A 17246-nucleotide genomic window follows, 5' to 3' on the forward strand; every position below is an offset into this window, starting at 1 on the left:
GCGGTACGGCGTATTGCCGTCATCTTTTGGAGCAAAGACGCGTGTAAGATACGCCGCACTTAGCCAGGGATGCCCACCATGTTCGATTCGTTCAAAGCGCTCAGCCGCCGTATTGCCGGCGCGTTATCCAGTGTGGTGGGTGCCGTCCTTGGCCAATGGCATCCGCCGTTCTGGCTACGTGCGATCGGCCGTGGGCTGGGCAACCTGGGCAACAAGGCTCGCGCTTATCCGCGTCAGACCGGTGCGGGGGTGTTGGGCCTGGTCTTGCTCGCCGCCGCCGGGTTCTACGGCTGGCATTGGTATTCCAACCTGCCGCAGCCGCATACCGCGAGCTACTCGCTGCACAAACCGAACCTCACCGATTACACCCAGCAAACGCCGGTTGTGGATAACTTGCAGGTGCGTTTTGGCGAATCCGTGGCCCCGCTGGCGGCCATCGGCAAGCCGGTTACCGAGGGCATTACGCTCAAACCGAGCGTCGCCGGCGCCTGGCGCTGGTCCGACGACCGCACCTTGCAGTTCGTACCTGAAAAAGACTGGCCCATCGACGCCCATTTCACCCTCGATCTGGCCAAGCGCGACCTGCTGGCGGACGGCGTGCTGCTGGACCAATACAGCACGCAGTTTTCCACCCAACCATTCCGCGCCACCCTGGCGCAAAACGAGCTGTATCAGGACCCGTCCAACCCGACGTTGAAACAGCTGGTGGCGACCTTCCATTTTTCCCACCCGGTTGACGAAGACACCCTGCGCAAACGGGTAACGGTTACCCTGGGCAAAGGCCTGGCCTACCGCGACGCCCAGTTGCCCAATCGTCCGGAAATCACCTTCGACGAGAAAAAACTCAACGCCTACGTGCGCTCCGCCGCCCTGGCCACGCCATTGGAAAGCACGCCCGTGAGCGCCAAGCTCGACGAAGGCATCAAGGCGCGCGACGGCGGCAACGCCACTAACGCGCCGCTGGTGGCGGAAGTCACCGTGCCTGGCCGCTATCGCTTGACCTTTACTGCGGCCGAAGTGAGCTTCGTGGACAACGAGCGCAGCGAGCCGGAGCCGGTGCTGATGTTCAGCAGCTCCAGCGCCGTGGCCGATGACACCATCGCCGGTAAGGTTCAGGCCTGGCTGTTGCCGGAAAAAGCCCAGGACGACACGCGCCCTTACAGCAGCAACGACATTGACGACGCCCTTCTCGCCCGCAGCACCAAGCTCAACCTGGCCCATGTGCCCAGCGTCGAACCGTTGAACACCCTGCATGCCTTCAAATTCAAGGCACCGGCCGGTCGCGCCGTGTATGTGCGCGTGCCCGCCAACCTGGAAGCCATCGGCGGCTATCTGGCGAAGAATCCGACGGCGTCGCTGATCAGCATGCCCGCGTACCCGCGCACGTTGCAGTTCCTGTCCGACGGCGCCTTGCTCAGCCTCACCGGCGAAAAACGCCTGGGCTTCATGGCCCGAGGCGTACCCGGCGCCCACGTGGAAATCGCGCGCCTGTTGCCTAACCAGTTGCAACATCTGGTGGACCAGAGCAGCGGTAGCTTTGCCCGGCCGAACTTTGGCAACGAATACTTCGATCGCATGGTCGAGCGCCAGTCGTTGGACATTGCGCTGTCATCCAATGACCCGGCGAAAACCGTCTATGACAATGTCGACCTCAGCCACTACCTGACCGCCAACGGCGGCCGTCGCGGCATCTTCGTGCTCAAGCTCAGCCCGCAGGATGAACCCGCCGAGCGCACGTTCGAATACGAGCGCACCAGTACCAGCGACCTGCGTTTTATCGTGGTGACCGACCTTGGCATCATCGCCAAACGCTCCAGTGATGGCAGCCATGACGTGTATGTGCAGTCCATCGGCAATGGATCGCCGGTGTCCGATGCGCAAGTCGACATCATCGGCCGCAACGGTTTGCCCGTCGCCAGTGGCCACACCGATGGCGAAGGCCACGCGCATTTCGCCAAGCTGGATGAATTGCGCCGTGAGAAAACGCCGCTGATGTATGTAGTCACTCGCGGCAATGACCAGTCCTTCCTGCCCATCGCCCGTCAGTCACAGCAGCTGGATCTGTCGCGTTTCGACGTTGGCGGCTTGGAGGAAGACGGTGCGATTGATCGCCTCAGCGCTTACCTGTTTACCGACCGTGGGCTGTACCGGCCCGGCGAAACCGCGCACCTGGGCATGATCGTGCGCAGCGGCAACTGGAAAGGCGCACTGCAAGGCCTGCCGGTGGAGCTGCAAATCACCGATCCGCGGGGCCTGGAAGTGATTCGCCAGCCGTTGAAACTGTCCGCCAGCGGTTTTGAAACCTTTGACTTCCCCAGCAGCGAAGTCGCCCCCGCCGGGGACTACACCGCGACCTTGCAGTTGATTGGCCAGAAACAGACCCGTACCGACTTGGGCAGCGTGAGCTTCAAGGTCCGCGACTTCGAACCGGACCGCATGAAGGTCAGCCTGAGCCTGCACGACACGCCCGTGCAAGGCTGGATCCCACCGGACCAGGTCGTGGCCAAAGTCACCGCCATGCACCTGTTCGGCGCCCCGGCGTCGGGCCGCCGCGTGACCGCTAAAATGTCCCTGAGCCCAACGCTCGCGGCGTTTGACCGTTATCCCGATTACCGCTTCCGCCTTAACGACTCCCTGGAAGACGCCAGCGCCGAAGACCTGGCCGAAACCGCCGTGGACGACAACGGCCAGGCCGTGCTCGACCTCAACCTGCAACGCTTCGCCAACAGCACGTATCGCCTGCAGGTGATGACCCAAGTGTTCGAGGCCGAAGGCGGGCGCAATGTGGCAGCGCAAAGTGCGTTGCTGGTGTCGTCCGCGCCTTACCTGGTCGGTGTGAAAAGTCAGGATTCGCTGTCGTACGTCGCCAAGGACGCGCCACGCCAGGTGCAATGGCTGGCCGTCGCGCCAGACCTCACTCCGCTCGCGGTGGATGGCCTGACCAGCGAAGTGGTGGAACACCGCTACGTGTCGGTATTGGTCAAGCAATCCAATGGCACCTACAAATACGAGTCGCGCATTAAGAATATCAGCCAGCCGGCTTCACCTTTGGTGATGACCAAGGAAGGCGCCAAGCAGACCCTGAACACCGGCACGCCGGGGGATTTCACCCTGCAACTGAAGGACGCCAACGGTAACCTGCTCAACCAGATCGACTACAGCGTGGCCGGCCGTGGCAACACATCGCGCTCCCTGGAACGCAACGCCGAGCTGCAACTGCGCCTGGATAAACGCAGCTACGCCACCGGTGATGAGATCGCTATCAGCATCCGCGCGCCGTATACCGGTGCCGGCTTGATCACCATCGAGCGCGACAAGGTGTATACCCAGCAGTGGTTCAAGGCCGACAGCACCAACAGCGTGCAACATATCCGCGTTCCTGCCGGGCTTGAAGGCAATGCCTACGTCAACGTGCAGTTTGTGCGCGATATGGGCTCGTCCGAGGTGTACATGAGCCCGCTGTCCTACGGCGTGGTGCCGTTCAGCATCAACCTGGATGCGCGGCGCATGGCGCTGAAGGTCGAAGGGCCGGCGAAAATCGAGCCTGGGCAAATGCTCGACATCAAGGTCACCGCCGACCGCCCGGGCCGCGCCGTGGTGTATGCGGTAGATGAAGGCATCCTGCAAGTGGCGCGCTACCAGACGCCGGACCCGCTGGGCTTTTTCTTCCAGAAGCGTGCGCTGGAGGTCGGCACCAGCCAGATCCTTGACTTGATCCTGCCGGAATTCAGCCGTCTGCTCAGTGGCGCAGCGCCCGGTGGCGATACGGACGGCGCCCTGGCCAACCACCTGAATCCATTCAAACGTAAACACCAGCCTCCGGTGGCCTGGTGGTCAGGGTTGGTGGACTTGCCGGCGGGCGAAACCGTGCTGCATTACCAGGTTCCGGACAGCTTCAACGGCAAGCTGCATCTATTTGCAGTAGCGGTGGACAGCGACAGCGTCGGGGTCAGCGAAGCCAATACCGAGGTGCGCGGGCCGATCGTGATCACGCCTAACGTACCGGCCTTTGTGGCGCCTGGAGACGTGTTCAATGTCAGCGCCGGGGTATTCAGCAACCTCGACGCAGCGGCAGACGTGAAGTTTGAATTGCAGACCAGCGATGGCCTCAAGGTGCAAGGTGACAAAGGCAGTACCCTGTCGCTGCAACCGCGCAAAGAGGGCACCGCCGAGTTCAAGATCAAGGTCGGCGAAACCCTCGGTTCGGCGGACCTGCGTTTTGTCGCGGTGCTGCCCAACGGCAAACGTATCCAAGTGGCGGAAACCACCTCGATCCGCCCTTTGAGCGAACATCGCGTGGCCTTGAGCCTGGGCCGCTTCGACAGCGCCAGCAAAGAGCTCAAGCCCACCCGCGAGCTGTTCAGCCAGCTGCGCGACGTTCAACTGGGCGTAGCGGCCTCGCCGCTGGTGTGGGCCAACGGCCTCAAGCATTACCTGGATGACTACGGCTACGCCTGCACCGAGCAGTTGGTGTCCAAAGCCATGCCGGCCCTGATCTGGGGCGGCAACGCACCTGAAGCCGAACAAGCCTTCGGCAGCGCCGTGCGCATGCTGCGCCAACGCCAGAACCAGGCCGGCGGCTTTGGATTGTGGGCGGCCAACCCGGACGTGGCACCGTACGCCAGCCTGTACGCAACAGACTTCCTGATCGAAGCCAAGGAGCGCGGGTTGTCGGTACCGGAAGACCTGCTGGTGCGCTCCAATGCCTATCTGACAGACCTGGCCAACGGTCCTAGCGAAGGCCTGTCGGAATTGCGCAACCGTGCCTACGCCAGTTACCTGCTGAGCCGTCAGGGGATTCTGGTGAGTGGCGCGTTGAGCGATATCCGCGAGCGTTACGAGCGCTACTTCAAGGACACCTGGCAGAACGACCTGGGCGCTGCCTACCTGGCGGCCAGCTACAAATTGCTCAAGCAGGATCGCCAGGCCGATACGCTGTTCCGCAAAATCCCGTGGCGCGCCCTTGTGGATAAGTGGGACAGCGACGGGCTGTACTACGACCCGCTGGTCCATGATGCCGAACACCTGCACCTGCTGGCGCGCCACTTCCCCGAGCTGCTGGACGACGTGCCCGCCGCGCTGTTGGATAAACTTGGCAAGCGCCTCAACGAGCAGCGTTACAACTCGCTGTCAGCCGCCCTGCTGCTGCGCGCCCTGGACAACTATGGTCAGCGTGCGCAAACCGACATGACCCTCAAGGCGACCGCCTGGCTGGGTGACAAGCAGCAGCAATTACTGGAGATGGCCGGCCAGCCACCGCGCGCCGCCGTGCCAGGCACCACGCAAAAGCTGGTGATGGAAAAATCCGACGGCCCGGCCGCGTTCTACATGCTCAGCGAAGCCGGTTTCGACAAGGGCGCCAAGCTCAAGCCGATCAACAATGGCCTGGAAATCATTCACGAATACCTCGACCTTAAAGGCGAGCCGGTAAAAACAGTGGCCGTGGGTGACGAGTTCCTGGTGCGCCTGCGACTGCGTGCCACTGACCGCGACCAGGTGCAGCAAGTGGCCGTGGTCGACCTGCTGCCGGGTGGCGTCGAGCCTGTGTATAACTTGCCGGCGGAGCCGGAAGCCGCCAGCAGCGAGGAAAGCGAGGGCGAAGAGTCGGAGTATGTGGAAGAGGACAGCCAGGAAGAACACGCCTGGCAAGCGCCCATCGGCGAAACCGAGCTGAGCGACTGGCAGCCGGACTACGTGGACGTACGTGATGATCGGGTGGTGTTGTACGGCACCGCGCTGCGTGATGCAGGCACGTTCGTCTACCGCGTACGGGCTACCAACGCGGGGACCTTCAATACGCCACCGGCCTACGCCGAGGGCATGTACGAAACCACCCTGCAAGGGCGCGGCAAAGTAGGCCAGCTTGAAATTACCAAGCCTTAAACGCCTCACGCCGCTGTTCGCAACGGCAGCGGTACTGGTGGGGCTGAGGCTTTGGCCTCATGCCCCGCTGGAACAGGCGGTGACCTCGTCGCGTGTAGTGTTGGCCGACGACGGCTCGCTGCTGCGCATGACGTTGGCGGCTGACGGCCAATACCGCCTGTGGTTGCCACTTGAGCGTATGTCGCCATCACTGGTCGAAGCCTTGCTGCTCAAGGAGGACCGTAATTTCTACTGGCACCCAGGCATCAACCCTCCAGCGTTGCTGCGCGCGGCGATGGCCACCTACAGCGGTGGCTTGCGCCAGGGCGGCTCGACCTTGAGCATGCAATTGGCGCGGCGCTTGTGGGATTTGAACACCCGCCAAGTGCCGGGCAAGTTGCAGCAGATGGCGTTGGCGCTGTGGCTGGAGGCGCGCTACAGCAAGCACGACATCCTTGAGGCCTACCTGAACCTGGCGCCCATGGGCGGCAACATCGAAGGTGCCGAAGCGGCAAGCCGCATTTACTTCGGCAAATCGGCGGCGCAGGTGTCGTTGTCCGAGGCGCTGGCGTTGGCGGTGATTCCGCAACAGCCGGGACGGCGTGCGCGTTTCGGGCCGTCGCTGCAAAATGCGCGGCTGCGGTTGATGGCTGACTGGCGCCAGACTTATCCACAGGACCCGCGCAACGACAGTTTGCTGGACTTGCCCCTGGAAGCACGCAACCGTCAGCAGATCCCGTTCCTGGCGCCGCACCTGAGCGAGCAGTTGCTGGCCTCTCAACCTGGCAACGAGTTGAACAGCACACTTAACCTGCCGCTGCAGCAATTGCTTGAACGCTTGATCACCGGCTTTATCGCCGAGCGGCGCAGCACGGGTGTGGAAAACGCCACGGCGATCCTGGTGGACAGCCGCGACCAGAGCGTCAAAGCGCTGGTGGGTTCGGCGGACTACTTATCCACAGGCATTCACGGTCAGGTCAATGGCGTGCTGTCGAGGCGCTCGCCAGGATCGACGCTCAAGCCCTTCCTGTACGGGCTGGCGCTGGACCAAGGGGTGATCCACCCCATGAGTATCCTTAAGGATTTGCCGAGTAACTTCGGCTACTTCCAGCCGGAAAATTTCGACGGCAGTTTTGTCGGGCCGCTGACCGCGCGTGATGCGCTGATCCGTAGCCGCAACATCCCGGCAGTATGGCTGGCCAGCCAACTCAAATCGCCTTCCTTGTATGGGCTGCTGCAACGCGCCGGGATCAAAGGCCTGCGCGATGAAAGCCACTATGGCCTGGCCTTGGCCCTCGGTGGCGGCGAGATGACCCCGGAAGAACTGGCGCGGCTGTATGTGATGCTCGCCGGCGACGGGCATCTGCGACCCTTGCGCTATTTGCAGGAACAGCCCCAAACCACCGGCGCCCAACTGCTGACGCCTCAGGCCGCGTTCATGGTGCGCGACATGCTGCGCCGCAACCCGCGCCCGGATGGCCTGCCAAGCCGCCACTGGCGCACCGCCTGGAAAACCGGCACATCCTGGGGTTTTCACGATGCCTGGAGCGCCGGCCTGGTCGGACCGTACGTGCTGGTGGTGTGGGTGGGCAATTTCGATGGCCGGCCGAACCCGGCATTTATCGGCGCCAAGACCGCCGCGCCGTTGTTCTTCCGCATCGCCGACGCCCTGCCCCTGGCCTTGCCCAATGTGGTGATCAAGCCGGATAAGCCTCCCGCCGGTCTGGTGCGCATCGACGTCTGCGCCGCCTCCGGCGAGTTGCCCAACCGCTGGTGCCCGCAAACCCGCAAGACCTGGTACATCCCCGGCGTTTCGCCGATTCGCGTGTCCAACCTGCACCGCCGGGTGCTGATCGACACCCGCACCGGCAAAGCCGCGTGCCCGCCGTTCGACCCACAGTACACCCGCGAAGAAGTCTTCGAGTTCTGGCCCAGCGACGTGCAACGCCTCTACCGCGCCGCCGGCCTGCCCCGACGCACGCCGCCCAACGTGATGAAAAATTGCCAGCCCAACCGCATCAGCGACCAAAGCGAAGCGCCGCAGATCCGCTCGCCGCTGACCCAGGTGAGCTACCAACTGCGTCTGTCCCAGCCACAGGAAAGCATCCCGCTGAACGCCAACGCCGCCAGCGATGCGACGACGCTGTACTGGTTTGCCGATCAAACCTTGATCGGCCAGGGCCCGCCGCAAAGCACGCTGAACTGGCGGCCGGGGAAGTCGGGGGAGTACCGGTTGCGGGTCAGTGATGATCAGGGGCGTAGTGCGAGTCGGGGGTTGAAGGTGGAGTTTGTGCCGTGAATATCAGGCGGCAATCTCAACATAGCTGGATTCCCCACCTCCGGATGCACCCAACGTCCAACCCCATACAAAGCTGAGCGTGATTCGTCCGGCTTGATCAAGGCCTACCACGCCTCGCGACCAGCCTGCGAGCAACTCACCGCCTTGCGTCAGGCATTGAAAAAGCAGCTCGATATTATCGGGACCCGTCACACGACCGACTTGCGTACCCAAGCGAATCCGACCGCCTTGGTAGGTACTGGTGATGGCATCGCCATCGACCTGGTAATGAAACACCGTGTCCACACCAGAGAGGCCTTGAGTATTGTTCGCGACCGCAAACCGACGGTTGTTCAATCGTTGGCTGAGCTGGAAGGAGGGAGATTGCATGGGAGCGCTTCCTTGCGTTGAACCGGCCCTGGAGACCCGGCGGGCCTCCAGGATGCGGCGCGTTTACTCCACCGTTACCGACTTCGCCAGGTTGCGCGGCTGGTCGACGTCAGTGCCTTTGAGCACCGCCACGTAATACGAGAGCAACTGCAGCGGAATGGTGTAGAGGATCGGCGACAGGGTGTCGTGGATGTGCGGCATGTTGATGACGTGGGTGCCTTCACCGTTGGTCATGCCGGCTTTTTCGTCAGCGAACACTACCAGTTGGCCGCCACGGGCGCGGACTTCCTGCAGGTTGGATTTGAGCTTCTCCAGCAGTTCGTTGTTCGGCGCTACGGTCACCACCGGCATGTCGTCATCCACCAGGGCCAATGGGCCATGCTTGAGCTCGCCGGCCGGGTAGGCTTCGGCGTGGATGTAGGAGATTTCCTTGAGCTTCAGCGCGCCTTCCATCGCGACCGGGTATTGGGCGCCGCGGCCGAGGAACAGGGTGTGGTTTTTGTCGGCGAACAGTTCGGCGACTTTTTCTACGACGCTGTCCATGGCCAGGGCTTCACCCAGGCGGGTTGGCAGACGGCGCAGTTCTTCGACCAGGGTGGCTTCAACGCCTTCGGCGAGCGTGCCGCGAACCTGGCCCAGGGACAGGGTGAGCAGCAGCAAGCCAACCAGCTGGGTGGTGAAGGCCTTGGTGGACGCTACGCCGATTTCGCGACCGGCCTGGGTCAGCAGGGTCAGGTCGGATTCACGCACCAGCGAGCTGATGCTGACGTTGCAGATGGCCAGGCTGGCCAGGAAACCCAGCTCTTTGGCGTTACGCAGGGCGGCCAGGGTGTCGGCGGTTTCGCCGGACTGTGAGATGGTCACGAACAGAGTGTCGGGTTGCACCACCACTTTGCGGTAGCGGAACTCGCTGGCCACTTCGACCTGGCACGGGATGCCGGCCAGTTCTTCCAGCCAGTAACGGGCAACCATGCCGGCGTGGTAGCTGGTGCCGCAGGCGACGATCTGCACGTTACGCACTTTGGCAAACAGTTCGGCGGCTTGTGGGCCGAAGGCGTTGACCAGCACTTGGTGCTGGCTCAGGCGGCCTTCCAGAGTGCGTTGTACCACGGACGGTTGCTCGTGGATTTCCTTGAGCATGAAGTGGCGGAACTCGCCCTTGTCGGCGGCTTCGGCACCGTCGCGGTATTGCACGGCTTCGCGCTCGACGGAGTTGCCGTTCACGTCCCAGATCGCCACGCTTTCACGGCGGATGTCGGCAATATCGCCTTCTTCCAGGTACATGAAGCGGTCGGTGACCTGGCGCAGGGCCAGTTGGTCGGAGGCAAGGAAGTTTTCACCCAGGCCCAGGCCAATCACCAATGGGCTACCACTGCGGGCGGCAACCACACGGTCGGGCTGGCTGGCGCTGACTACAGCCAGGCCATAGGCGCCATGCAGTTCCTTGACCGTGGCCTTGAGGGCGGTGGTCAAGTCACCGAGGTCCTTGAGCTTGTGATTGAGCAGGTGCGCGATGACTTCGGTGTCGGTGTCCGACGTGAAAACGTAACCCAGGCCCTTTAGTTGTTCACGCAAGACTTCGTGGTTTTCGATGATGCCGTTATGCACCACCGCCAGGTCACCGGAGAAATGCGGGTGGGCGTTGCGTTCGCACGGCGCACCATGGGTGGCCCAGCGGGTGTGGGCGATACCGAGACGCCCCACCAAGGGTTCTCCGGCCAGGGCTTGTTCCAGCTCGCTGACTTTGCCCGGACGGCGCATGCGCTCAAGCTTGCCGGCATTGCTGAAGACAGCCACGCCGGCACTGTCGTAACCACGGTATTCCAGGCGCTTGAGGCCTTCGAGCAGGATGGGGGTGATGTTGCGTTCAGCGACTGCGCCTACGATGCCACACATGGTGTTTCTCCTAGATGATTGCCGCGCATATCAGCGTAATGCCGCGGGCTTGGATCTGGTCGCGGGCCTCAAGCGGCAGGCGATCATCGGTGATTAGGGTATGGACGCTGCTCCAGGGCAGTTCCAGGTTGGGAATCTTGCGGCCGATCTTGTCGGATTCAACCATCACCACCACTTCACGGGCGACCTCGGCCATGACTCGGCTGAGCCCCAGCAGTTCGTTGAAGGTGGTGGTACCGCGCTGCAGATCGATGCCGTCGGCGCCGATGAACAGTTGATCAAAGTCGTAGGAGCGCAGTACCTGCTCGGCGACCTGGCCCTGGAACGAGTCCGAATGCGGGTCCCAGGTGCCGCCGGTCATCAACAGCACCGGCTCGTGTTCCAGCTCGCTCAATGCTCGGGCGACGTTCAGGGAGTTGGTCATCACCACCAAGCCAGGCTGGTGGCCCAGCTCGGGGATCATGGCGGCGGTGGTGCTGCCGCTGTCGATGATGATGCGGGCGTGCTCGCGAAGGCGCGTCACGGCGGCACGGGCGATCGCGCGCTTGTAGGCGGAGATGGGTTGGGCGGCATCGCCCACCAGTTCCTGAGGCATGGTGATTGCGCCGCCGTAGCGACGCAACAACAGGCCGTTGCTTTCCAGGGCGGCCAGGTCCTTGCGGATCGTCACTTCCGACGTTTCGAAACGCTTGGCCAGTTCGTCCACGCTGACTTCGCCCTGTTCATTGAGCAAGGTCAGGATGTTGTGGCGCCGTTGGGGTGTATTTCGTTTCGACATAGTGATGATAAGTTTCGTTTCGAAAGATAACGAAGGCAATCAAAACCTATTGGCGAAAGATCGTCAAGCGGGGCGTGTTTAATTTTAAGCTCACCACAAACCAAATGTGGGAGCTGGCTTGCCTGCGATAGCGGAGGGTCAGTCAACATGAATGCTGAATATCAGACCGCTATCGCAGGCAAGCGAGCTCCCACAGAGGAGGTGACTTCCAGGCAAATTGTGGATAACTCAGGTCTTTTTGATTTTGACCGGACGCTTCCAACCGTCGATGTTGCGTTGGCGCGCACGGGCCACAGCCAGTTGGGACTTATCCACATGCTGGTTGATGGTCGAGCCTGCCGCGGTGCTGGCGCCATCGTCGAGGGTAACCGGAGCCACCAGCGAATTATTGGAGCCGATGAACACGTCTGCACCAATGGTGGTGTGGTGCTTATTCGCGCCATCGTAGTTGCACGTGATGGTGCCGGCGCCAATGTTGGTGCGCTCACCCACAGTGGCATCGCCGAGGTAGGTCAGGTGGCCGACCTTGGCCTCGTCACCCAACCTGGCGTTTTTCATTTCAACAAAATTGCCCACGTGCGCCTTGGCCCCTAGCACACTCCCCGGACGCAACCGCGCGAACGGGCCGGCATCACTGCCCTCGCCCATCACGGCGCCATCGATGTGGCTGTTGGCTTTCACCACCACACCTTTGCGCAAGGTGCTGTCCTTGATCACGCAGTTAGGGCCAATCACCACGTCGTCTTCGATGATCACGCGGCCTTCGAGGATCACATTGATGTCGATCAGCACGTCGCGGCCGACGCTGACCTCACCGCGCACGTCGAAGCGGGCCGGGTCACGCAGGGTCACACCCTGGGCCATCAGGCGGCGACCTTCGCGCAGTTGGTAATGGCGTTCAAGTTCCGCGAGCTGCTTGCGGTCATTGGCGCCCTGCACTTCCATCGGGTCGTGAGGTTGCTCGGTGGCGACCAACAGGCCATCGCTGACAGCCATCTCGATGACGTCAGTGAGGTAGTACTCGCCCTGGGCGTTGTTGTTGGACAGGCGGCTCATCCAATCGGCGAGCTTATTGGCCGGCACCGCCAGAATCCCGGTGTTGCCTTCGGTGATAGCGCGCTGGGCTTCGCTTGCGTCCTTGTGCTCAACGATGGCCGCGACCTTGCCATCGGCGTTGCGCACGATGCGCCCGTAGCCGGTGGGGTCATCCAGTTCAACGGTGAGCAGGCCCATCTGGCCAGGTACCACGTGCTTGAGCAGGCGTTGCAGGGTTTCTACTTCGATCAGCGGTACGTCGCCGTAGAGGATCAGCACAGTGTCGGCGGTAATGAACGGCACGGCCTGCGCGGTGGCATGGCCGGTACCGAGTTGTTTGTCCTGCAAAACGAAATTCAGGTCGTCAGCGGCCAGGCGCTCACGAACCACATCGGCACCGTGGCCGATCACCACATGGATGCGTTGTGGGTCGAGTTGCCGGGCGCTGTGGATAACGTGACCCAGCATGGAATTGCCGGCAACCGGGTGCAGCACCTTGGGTAGGGCCGAACGCATGCGGGTGCCCTGGCCTGCGGCGAGAATAACGATTTCAAGAGACATGAATGGCTACCAATCCTGGGCGGTCCGGCTTCAGACCAGAGAAGTGTTTTGCAAAAAAAGAAAAAGGGTAGCCGAGGCTACCCTTTTTAATCAATCGCGCATTAAGCATGACGGCATCGCCGTTTACTTCTTGCGGATCTGCTGGAGCGTGCGCAGCTGAGCTGCAGCCTCGGCCAGACGTACAGCAGCAGCGCTGTAGTCGAAGTCCGCACCCTTTTCGTTCAGGGCCTTCTCGGCAGCCTTGACGGCTTCCTGAGCGGAGGCTTCATCCAGGTCGCCAGCACGTTGCACGGTGTCGGCAAGTACCTTGACCATGTTCGGCTGAACCTCGAGGAAACCACCGGAGATGTAAAACACCTCACGTTCCCCGCCTTGCTTGGTCAGAGTGATCGGACCTGGTTTCAAGCTGGTAATCAGCGGGGCGTGACCCATGGCGATACCAAGATCACCCAGGTCGCCGTGCGCTGTTACAAACTCGACCAGACCGGAGAAGATTTCCCCTTCCGCGCTGACGATATCGCAATGGACTGTCATAGCCATCTGATTGCCTCAACCTGATGAGCGCCCGTTTCCGGGCGCCAGGATTACAGTTTCTTGGCTTTCTCGATCGCTTCTTCGATGCCGCCGACCATGTAGAACGCTTGTTCTGGCAGGTGGTCGTAGTCACCGTTGAGGATGCCTTTGAAGCCAGCAATGGTGTCTTTCAGGGAAACGTATTTACCCGAGGCACCGGTGAAGACTTCAGCCACGAAGAACGGCTGCGACAAGAAACGCTGGATCTTACGAGCACGGTTTACCAACTGCTTGTCGGCTTCCGACAGCTCGTCCATACCCAGGATCGCAATGATGTCCTTCAGTTCTTTGTAACGCTGCAGCACGTACTGAACGCCGCGAGCGGTGTCGTAGTGCTCCTGGCCGATCACGTTCGGGTCCAGCTGGCGCGAAGTCGAGTCGAGTGGATCGACCGCTGGGTAGATACCCAGGGATGCGATGTCACGGGACAGTACGACGGTGGCGTCCAAGTGGGCGAAGGTGGTGGCTGGCGAAGGGTCGGTCAAGTCATCCGCAGGTACGTATACCGCTTGGATCGAGGTGATCGAACCTTCCTTGGTCGAAGTGATACGTTCTTGCAGAACGCCCATCTCTTCAGCCAGGGTCGGCTGGTAACCTACTGCCGAAGGCATACGGCCCAGCAGTGCGGACACTTCAGTACCGGCCAGGGTGTAACGATAGATGTTGTCGACGAACAGCAGAACGTCGTTACCTTCGTCACGGAACTTCTCGGCCATGGTCAGGCCGGTCAGTGCCACGCGCAGACGGTTGCCCGGCGGCTCGTTCATCTGACCGTAAACCAGTGCCACTTTGTCCAGAACGTTGGAGTCCTTCATCTCGTGGTAGAAGTCGTTACCCTCACGGGTACGCTCACCCACACCGGCGAACACGGAATAACCGCTGTGCTCGATGGCGATGTTACGGATCAGTTCCATCATGTTTACGGTCTTGCCTACACCGGCACCACCGAACAGACCGACTTTACCGCCTTTGGCGAACGGGCAGACCAGGTCGATAACCTTGATGCCGGTTTCCAGCAGGTCGTTGCCGCCCGCTTGTTCGGCGAACGAAGGTGCTGGACGATGAATGCCCCAACGCTCTTCGGTGTCGATCGGACCGGCTTCGTCAATCGGGTTGCCCAGTACGTCCATGATCCGGCCCAGGGTCGCTTTACCGACCGGTACGGAGATGGCTGCGCCAGAGTCGATAACGTCCAGACCGCGCTTCAAGCCTTCGGTCGAACCCATCGCAATGGTACGAACTACGCCGTCGCCCAGCTGCTGCTGAACTTCCAGAGTAGTGTCCGCGCCTTGTACTTTCAGCGCGTTGTAGATGCTCGGTACGCTGTCGCGTGGGAATTCCACGTCGATAACGGCGCCGATGATTTGAACGATACGTCCGCTACTCATAGCTGGATCCTCTGAATATTTGAACCGTTAAACCGCGGCAGCGCCGCCGACGATTTCCGAGATCTCTTGGGTGATCGCAGCCTGACGCGCCTTGTTGTAGATCAGCTGCAAATCGCTGATCAGATCACCGGCGTTATCGGTAGCGTTTTTCATCGCGATCATCCGCGCCGCTTGTTCAGCTGCGTTGTTCTCGACCACCGCCTGGTACACCTGCGATTCCACGTAGCGCACCATCAAGCCGTCAAGCAGCTCTTTGGCGTCTGGTTCGTAGAGGTAGTCCCAGTGGTGCTTGAGTTCCTGATCCGGAGTCGCCACCAGTGGGATCAATTGCTCCACGGTTGGCTGCTGGGTCATGGTGTTGATGAATTTGTTGGATACCACGGACAGGCGGTCAATCCGGCCTTCCAGGTACGCATCCAGCATCACCTTCACACTGCCGATCAAATCATTGATCGACGGCTCTTCACCCAGGTGGCTGATAGCTGCAACGACGTTACCGCCGAAGTTACGGAAAAAGGCCGCACCCTTGCTACCTACAACACACAGATCGATCTCGACGCCGTTTTCGCGGTTTACCGCCATGTCCTTGACCAGGGCCTTGAACAGGTTGGTATTCAGGCCACCGCACAAACCTCGGTCACTGCTCACTACCACATAACCCACGCGCTTGACGGCGCGCTCGATCATGAACGGGTGGCGGTATTCCGGGTTGGCGTTGGCCAGATGCCCAATTACCTGGCGGATACGCTCCGCATAAGGACGGCTAGCAGCCATGCGCATTTGTGCCTTGCGCATTTTGCTGACCGCCACTTTTTCCATGGCGCTGGTAATCTTTTGCGTGCTTTTGATGCTCGCAATCTTACTGCGAATCTCTTTTGCGCCTGCCATGTAACACCTATCAGGTTAGCAAGCGGGAGCCTTGCGGCTCCCGCTGCGGCTTACCAGGTTTGGGTGGCCTTGAACTTCTCGATACCGGCTTTCATGCCAGCGTCGATATCGTCATTGAAGTCACCCTTCACGTTGATCTTCGCCATCAATTCGGCGTGATCGCGGTTGAAGTAAGCAATCAGCGCTTGTTCAAAGCTGCCGACCTTGGCGATTTCAACGTCGGTCAGGAACCCACGCTCAGCGGCATACAGCGACAACGCCATGTCAGCGATCGACATAGGGGCGTATTGCTTCTGCTTCATCAGCTCGGTAACGCGCTGACCATGCTCAAGTTGCTTACGGGTCGCTTCGTCCAGGTCAGAAGCGAACTGGGCGAATGCCGCCAGTTCACGGTACTGAGCCAGAGCGGTACGGATACCACCGGAGAGCTTCTTGATGATCTTGGTCTGAGCGGCACCACCCACACGGGATACCGAAACACCGGCGTTCACTGCAGGGCGGATGCCTGAGTTGAACATGGCCGATTCCAGGAAGATCTGACCGTCGGTGATGGAAATCACGTTGGTCGGAACGAACGCGGAAACGTCGCCAGCCTGGGTTTCGATGATCGGCAGTGCGGTCAGGGAACCGGTTTTGCCGGTCACTGCGCCTTTGGTGAACTTCTCTACGTATTCTTCCGAAACGCGGGATGCGCGCTCCAGCAGACGGGAGTGGAGATAGAACACGTCGCCTGGGTAAGCTTCACGGCCTGGTGGACGGCGCAGCAGCAGGGAAATCTGGCGGTAAGCCACTGCTTGCTTGGACAGATCGTCATAAACGATCAGTGCGTCTTCACCGCGGTCGCGGAAGAATTCACCCATGGTGCAACCGGAGTACGGTGCCAGGAATTGCAGCGCAGGAGATTCCGAAGCGCTGGCAGCCACGATGATCGTGTTGGCCAGGGCGCCGTTTTCTTCCAGCTTGCGAACCACGTTGGCGATGGTCGATTGCTTCTGACCAATGGCTACGTAGACGCAGAAAATGCCGCTGTTCTTCTGGTTGATGATCGCGTCGATCGCCAGAGCGGTTTTACCGATCTGACGGTCACCGATGATCAGCTCACGCTGGCCACGGCCGACCGGGATCATGGCATCGACAGCCTTGTAGCCAGTCTGTACAGGCTGGTCTACCGACTTACGCCAGATCACGCCTGGAGCAACTTTCTCGACCGCGTCGGTCTCGGTGTTGCCCAGTGGACCTTTGCCGTCAACAGGGTTACCCAGTGCGTCGACTACGCGACCCAGCAGCTCCTTACCAACCGGAACCTCCAGGATGCGGCCGGTGCACTTGGCGCTCATGCCTTCAGCCAGACTGGTGTACGCGCCCAATACAACGGCACCTACGGAGTCTTGCTCCAGATTGAGGGCCATACCGTAGACGCCGCCCGGAAACTCGATCATCTCGCCGTACATGACGTCGGCCAGACCGTGAATCCGCACGATGCCGTCAGATACGCTGACGACAGTGCCTTCGTTACGGGCTTGGGAGGTCACATCGAGCTTGTCGATGCGGCCCTTGATAATTTCACTTATTTCGGAAGGATTGAGTTGCTGCATTG

The 17246-nt window shown here is 61.0% G+C and carries 10 protein-coding genes; 2 read left to right on the forward strand and 8 right to left on the reverse strand.

Annotation, left to right across the window (positions count from 1 at the left end):
* The first annotated feature begins 78 nt into the window (after positions 1-78).
* Positions 79-5883: an alpha-2-macroglobulin gene (locus tag BLL36_RS14835; RefSeq protein WP_076952149.1), complete on the forward strand. Its 5805-nt coding sequence runs from the start codon at positions 79-81 to the stop codon at positions 5881-5883.
* Positions 5864-8161 carry a penicillin-binding protein 1C gene (pbpC, locus tag BLL36_RS14840; RefSeq protein ID WP_076952150.1) on the forward strand — a complete coding sequence of 766 codons (2298 nt, stop codon included), beginning with the start codon at positions 5864-5866 and terminating at the stop codon, positions 8159-8161. The genes BLL36_RS14835 and pbpC overlap by 20 nt, the downstream gene beginning before the upstream one ends.
* Before the next feature lie 3 nt (positions 8162-8164).
* Here pbpC and BLL36_RS14845 read toward each other — a convergent pair whose 3' ends face one another.
* The 8 genes from BLL36_RS14845 to atpA form a co-directional block, all read right to left on the reverse strand.
* The gene (locus tag BLL36_RS14845) at positions 8165-8530 is read right to left on the reverse strand and encodes a hypothetical protein (RefSeq protein WP_076952151.1); all 366 of its coding nucleotides are present in this window, start codon (positions 8528-8530) and stop codon (positions 8165-8167) included.
* Between the two features lie 63 nt (positions 8531-8593).
* Positions 8594-10426, reverse strand: a complete 1833-nt coding sequence (glmS, locus tag BLL36_RS14850) for a glutamine--fructose-6-phosphate transaminase (isomerizing) (protein WP_076952152.1) — start codon at positions 10424-10426, stop codon at positions 8594-8596.
* A gap of 10 nt (positions 10427-10436) precedes the next feature.
* The gene (locus tag BLL36_RS14855; protein ID WP_076952153.1) at positions 10437-11204 is read right to left on the reverse strand and encodes a DeoR/GlpR family DNA-binding transcription regulator; all 768 of its coding nucleotides are present in this window, start codon (positions 11202-11204) and stop codon (positions 10437-10439) included.
* Between the two features lie 228 nt (positions 11205-11432).
* On the reverse strand, positions 11433-12800 hold the full coding sequence (gene glmU / locus BLL36_RS14860) for a bifunctional UDP-N-acetylglucosamine diphosphorylase/glucosamine-1-phosphate N-acetyltransferase GlmU (RefSeq protein ID WP_076952154.1): 1368 nt from the start codon (positions 12798-12800) through the stop codon (positions 11433-11435).
* Between the two features lie 123 nt (positions 12801-12923).
* Positions 12924-13340, reverse strand: a complete 417-nt coding sequence (locus BLL36_RS14865) for a F0F1 ATP synthase subunit epsilon (protein ID WP_003195825.1) — start codon at positions 13338-13340, stop codon at positions 12924-12926.
* Between the two features lie 44 nt (positions 13341-13384).
* Positions 13385-14761 (reverse strand): F0F1 ATP synthase subunit beta, encoded by a 1377-nt coding sequence (gene atpD, locus BLL36_RS14870; RefSeq protein WP_057725772.1) that lies wholly within the window; start codon positions 14759-14761, stop codon positions 13385-13387.
* Between the two features lie 27 nt (positions 14762-14788).
* Positions 14789-15649: a F0F1 ATP synthase subunit gamma gene (atpG, locus tag BLL36_RS14875; RefSeq protein ID WP_003195829.1), complete on the reverse strand. Its 861-nt coding sequence runs from the start codon at positions 15647-15649 to the stop codon at positions 14789-14791.
* Positions 15650-15699: 50 nt separating this feature from the next.
* Positions 15700-17244, reverse strand: coding sequence for a F0F1 ATP synthase subunit alpha (gene atpA / locus BLL36_RS14880; protein ID WP_048721831.1), 1545 nt, complete (start codon positions 17242-17244; stop codon positions 15700-15702).
* Positions 17245-17246 lie beyond the last annotated feature (2 nt).

The sequence above is a fragment of the Pseudomonas cedrina subsp. cedrina genome (assembly GCF_001983175.1).
Classification (GTDB): Bacteria; Pseudomonadota; Gammaproteobacteria; order Pseudomonadales; family Pseudomonadaceae; genus Aquipseudomonas; species Aquipseudomonas cedrina.

Excerpts from the sequence above, each read along its gene's own strand:
- atpD (WP_057725772.1), bottom strand. The coding sequence starts at position 14,761 with ATGAGTAGCGGACGTATCGTTCAAATCATCGGCGCCGTTATCGACGTG.
- glmU (WP_076952154.1), bottom strand. The coding sequence starts at position 12,800 with ATGTCTCTTGAAATCGTTATTCTCGCCGCAGGCCAGGGCACCCGCATG.
- BLL36_RS14865 (WP_003195825.1), bottom strand. The coding sequence starts at position 13,340 with ATGGCTATGACAGTCCATTGCGATATCGTCAGCGCGGAAGGGGAAATC.
- BLL36_RS14845 (WP_076952151.1), bottom strand. The coding sequence starts at position 8,530 with ATGCAATCTCCCTCCTTCCAGCTCAGCCAACGATTGAACAACCGTCGG.
- atpG (WP_003195829.1), bottom strand. The coding sequence starts at position 15,649 with ATGGCAGGCGCAAAAGAGATTCGCAGTAAGATTGCGAGCATCAAAAGC.
- BLL36_RS14835 (WP_076952149.1), top strand. The coding sequence starts at position 79 with ATGTTCGATTCGTTCAAAGCGCTCAGCCGCCGTATTGCCGGCGCGTTA.
- glmS (WP_076952152.1), bottom strand. The coding sequence starts at position 10,426 with ATGTGTGGCATCGTAGGCGCAGTCGCTGAACGCAACATCACCCCCATC.
- atpA (WP_048721831.1), bottom strand. The coding sequence starts at position 17,244 with ATGCAGCAACTCAATCCTTCCGAAATAAGTGAAATTATCAAGGGCCGC.
- BLL36_RS14855 (WP_076952153.1), bottom strand. The coding sequence starts at position 11,204 with ATGTCGAAACGAAATACACCCCAACGGCGCCACAACATCCTGACCTTG.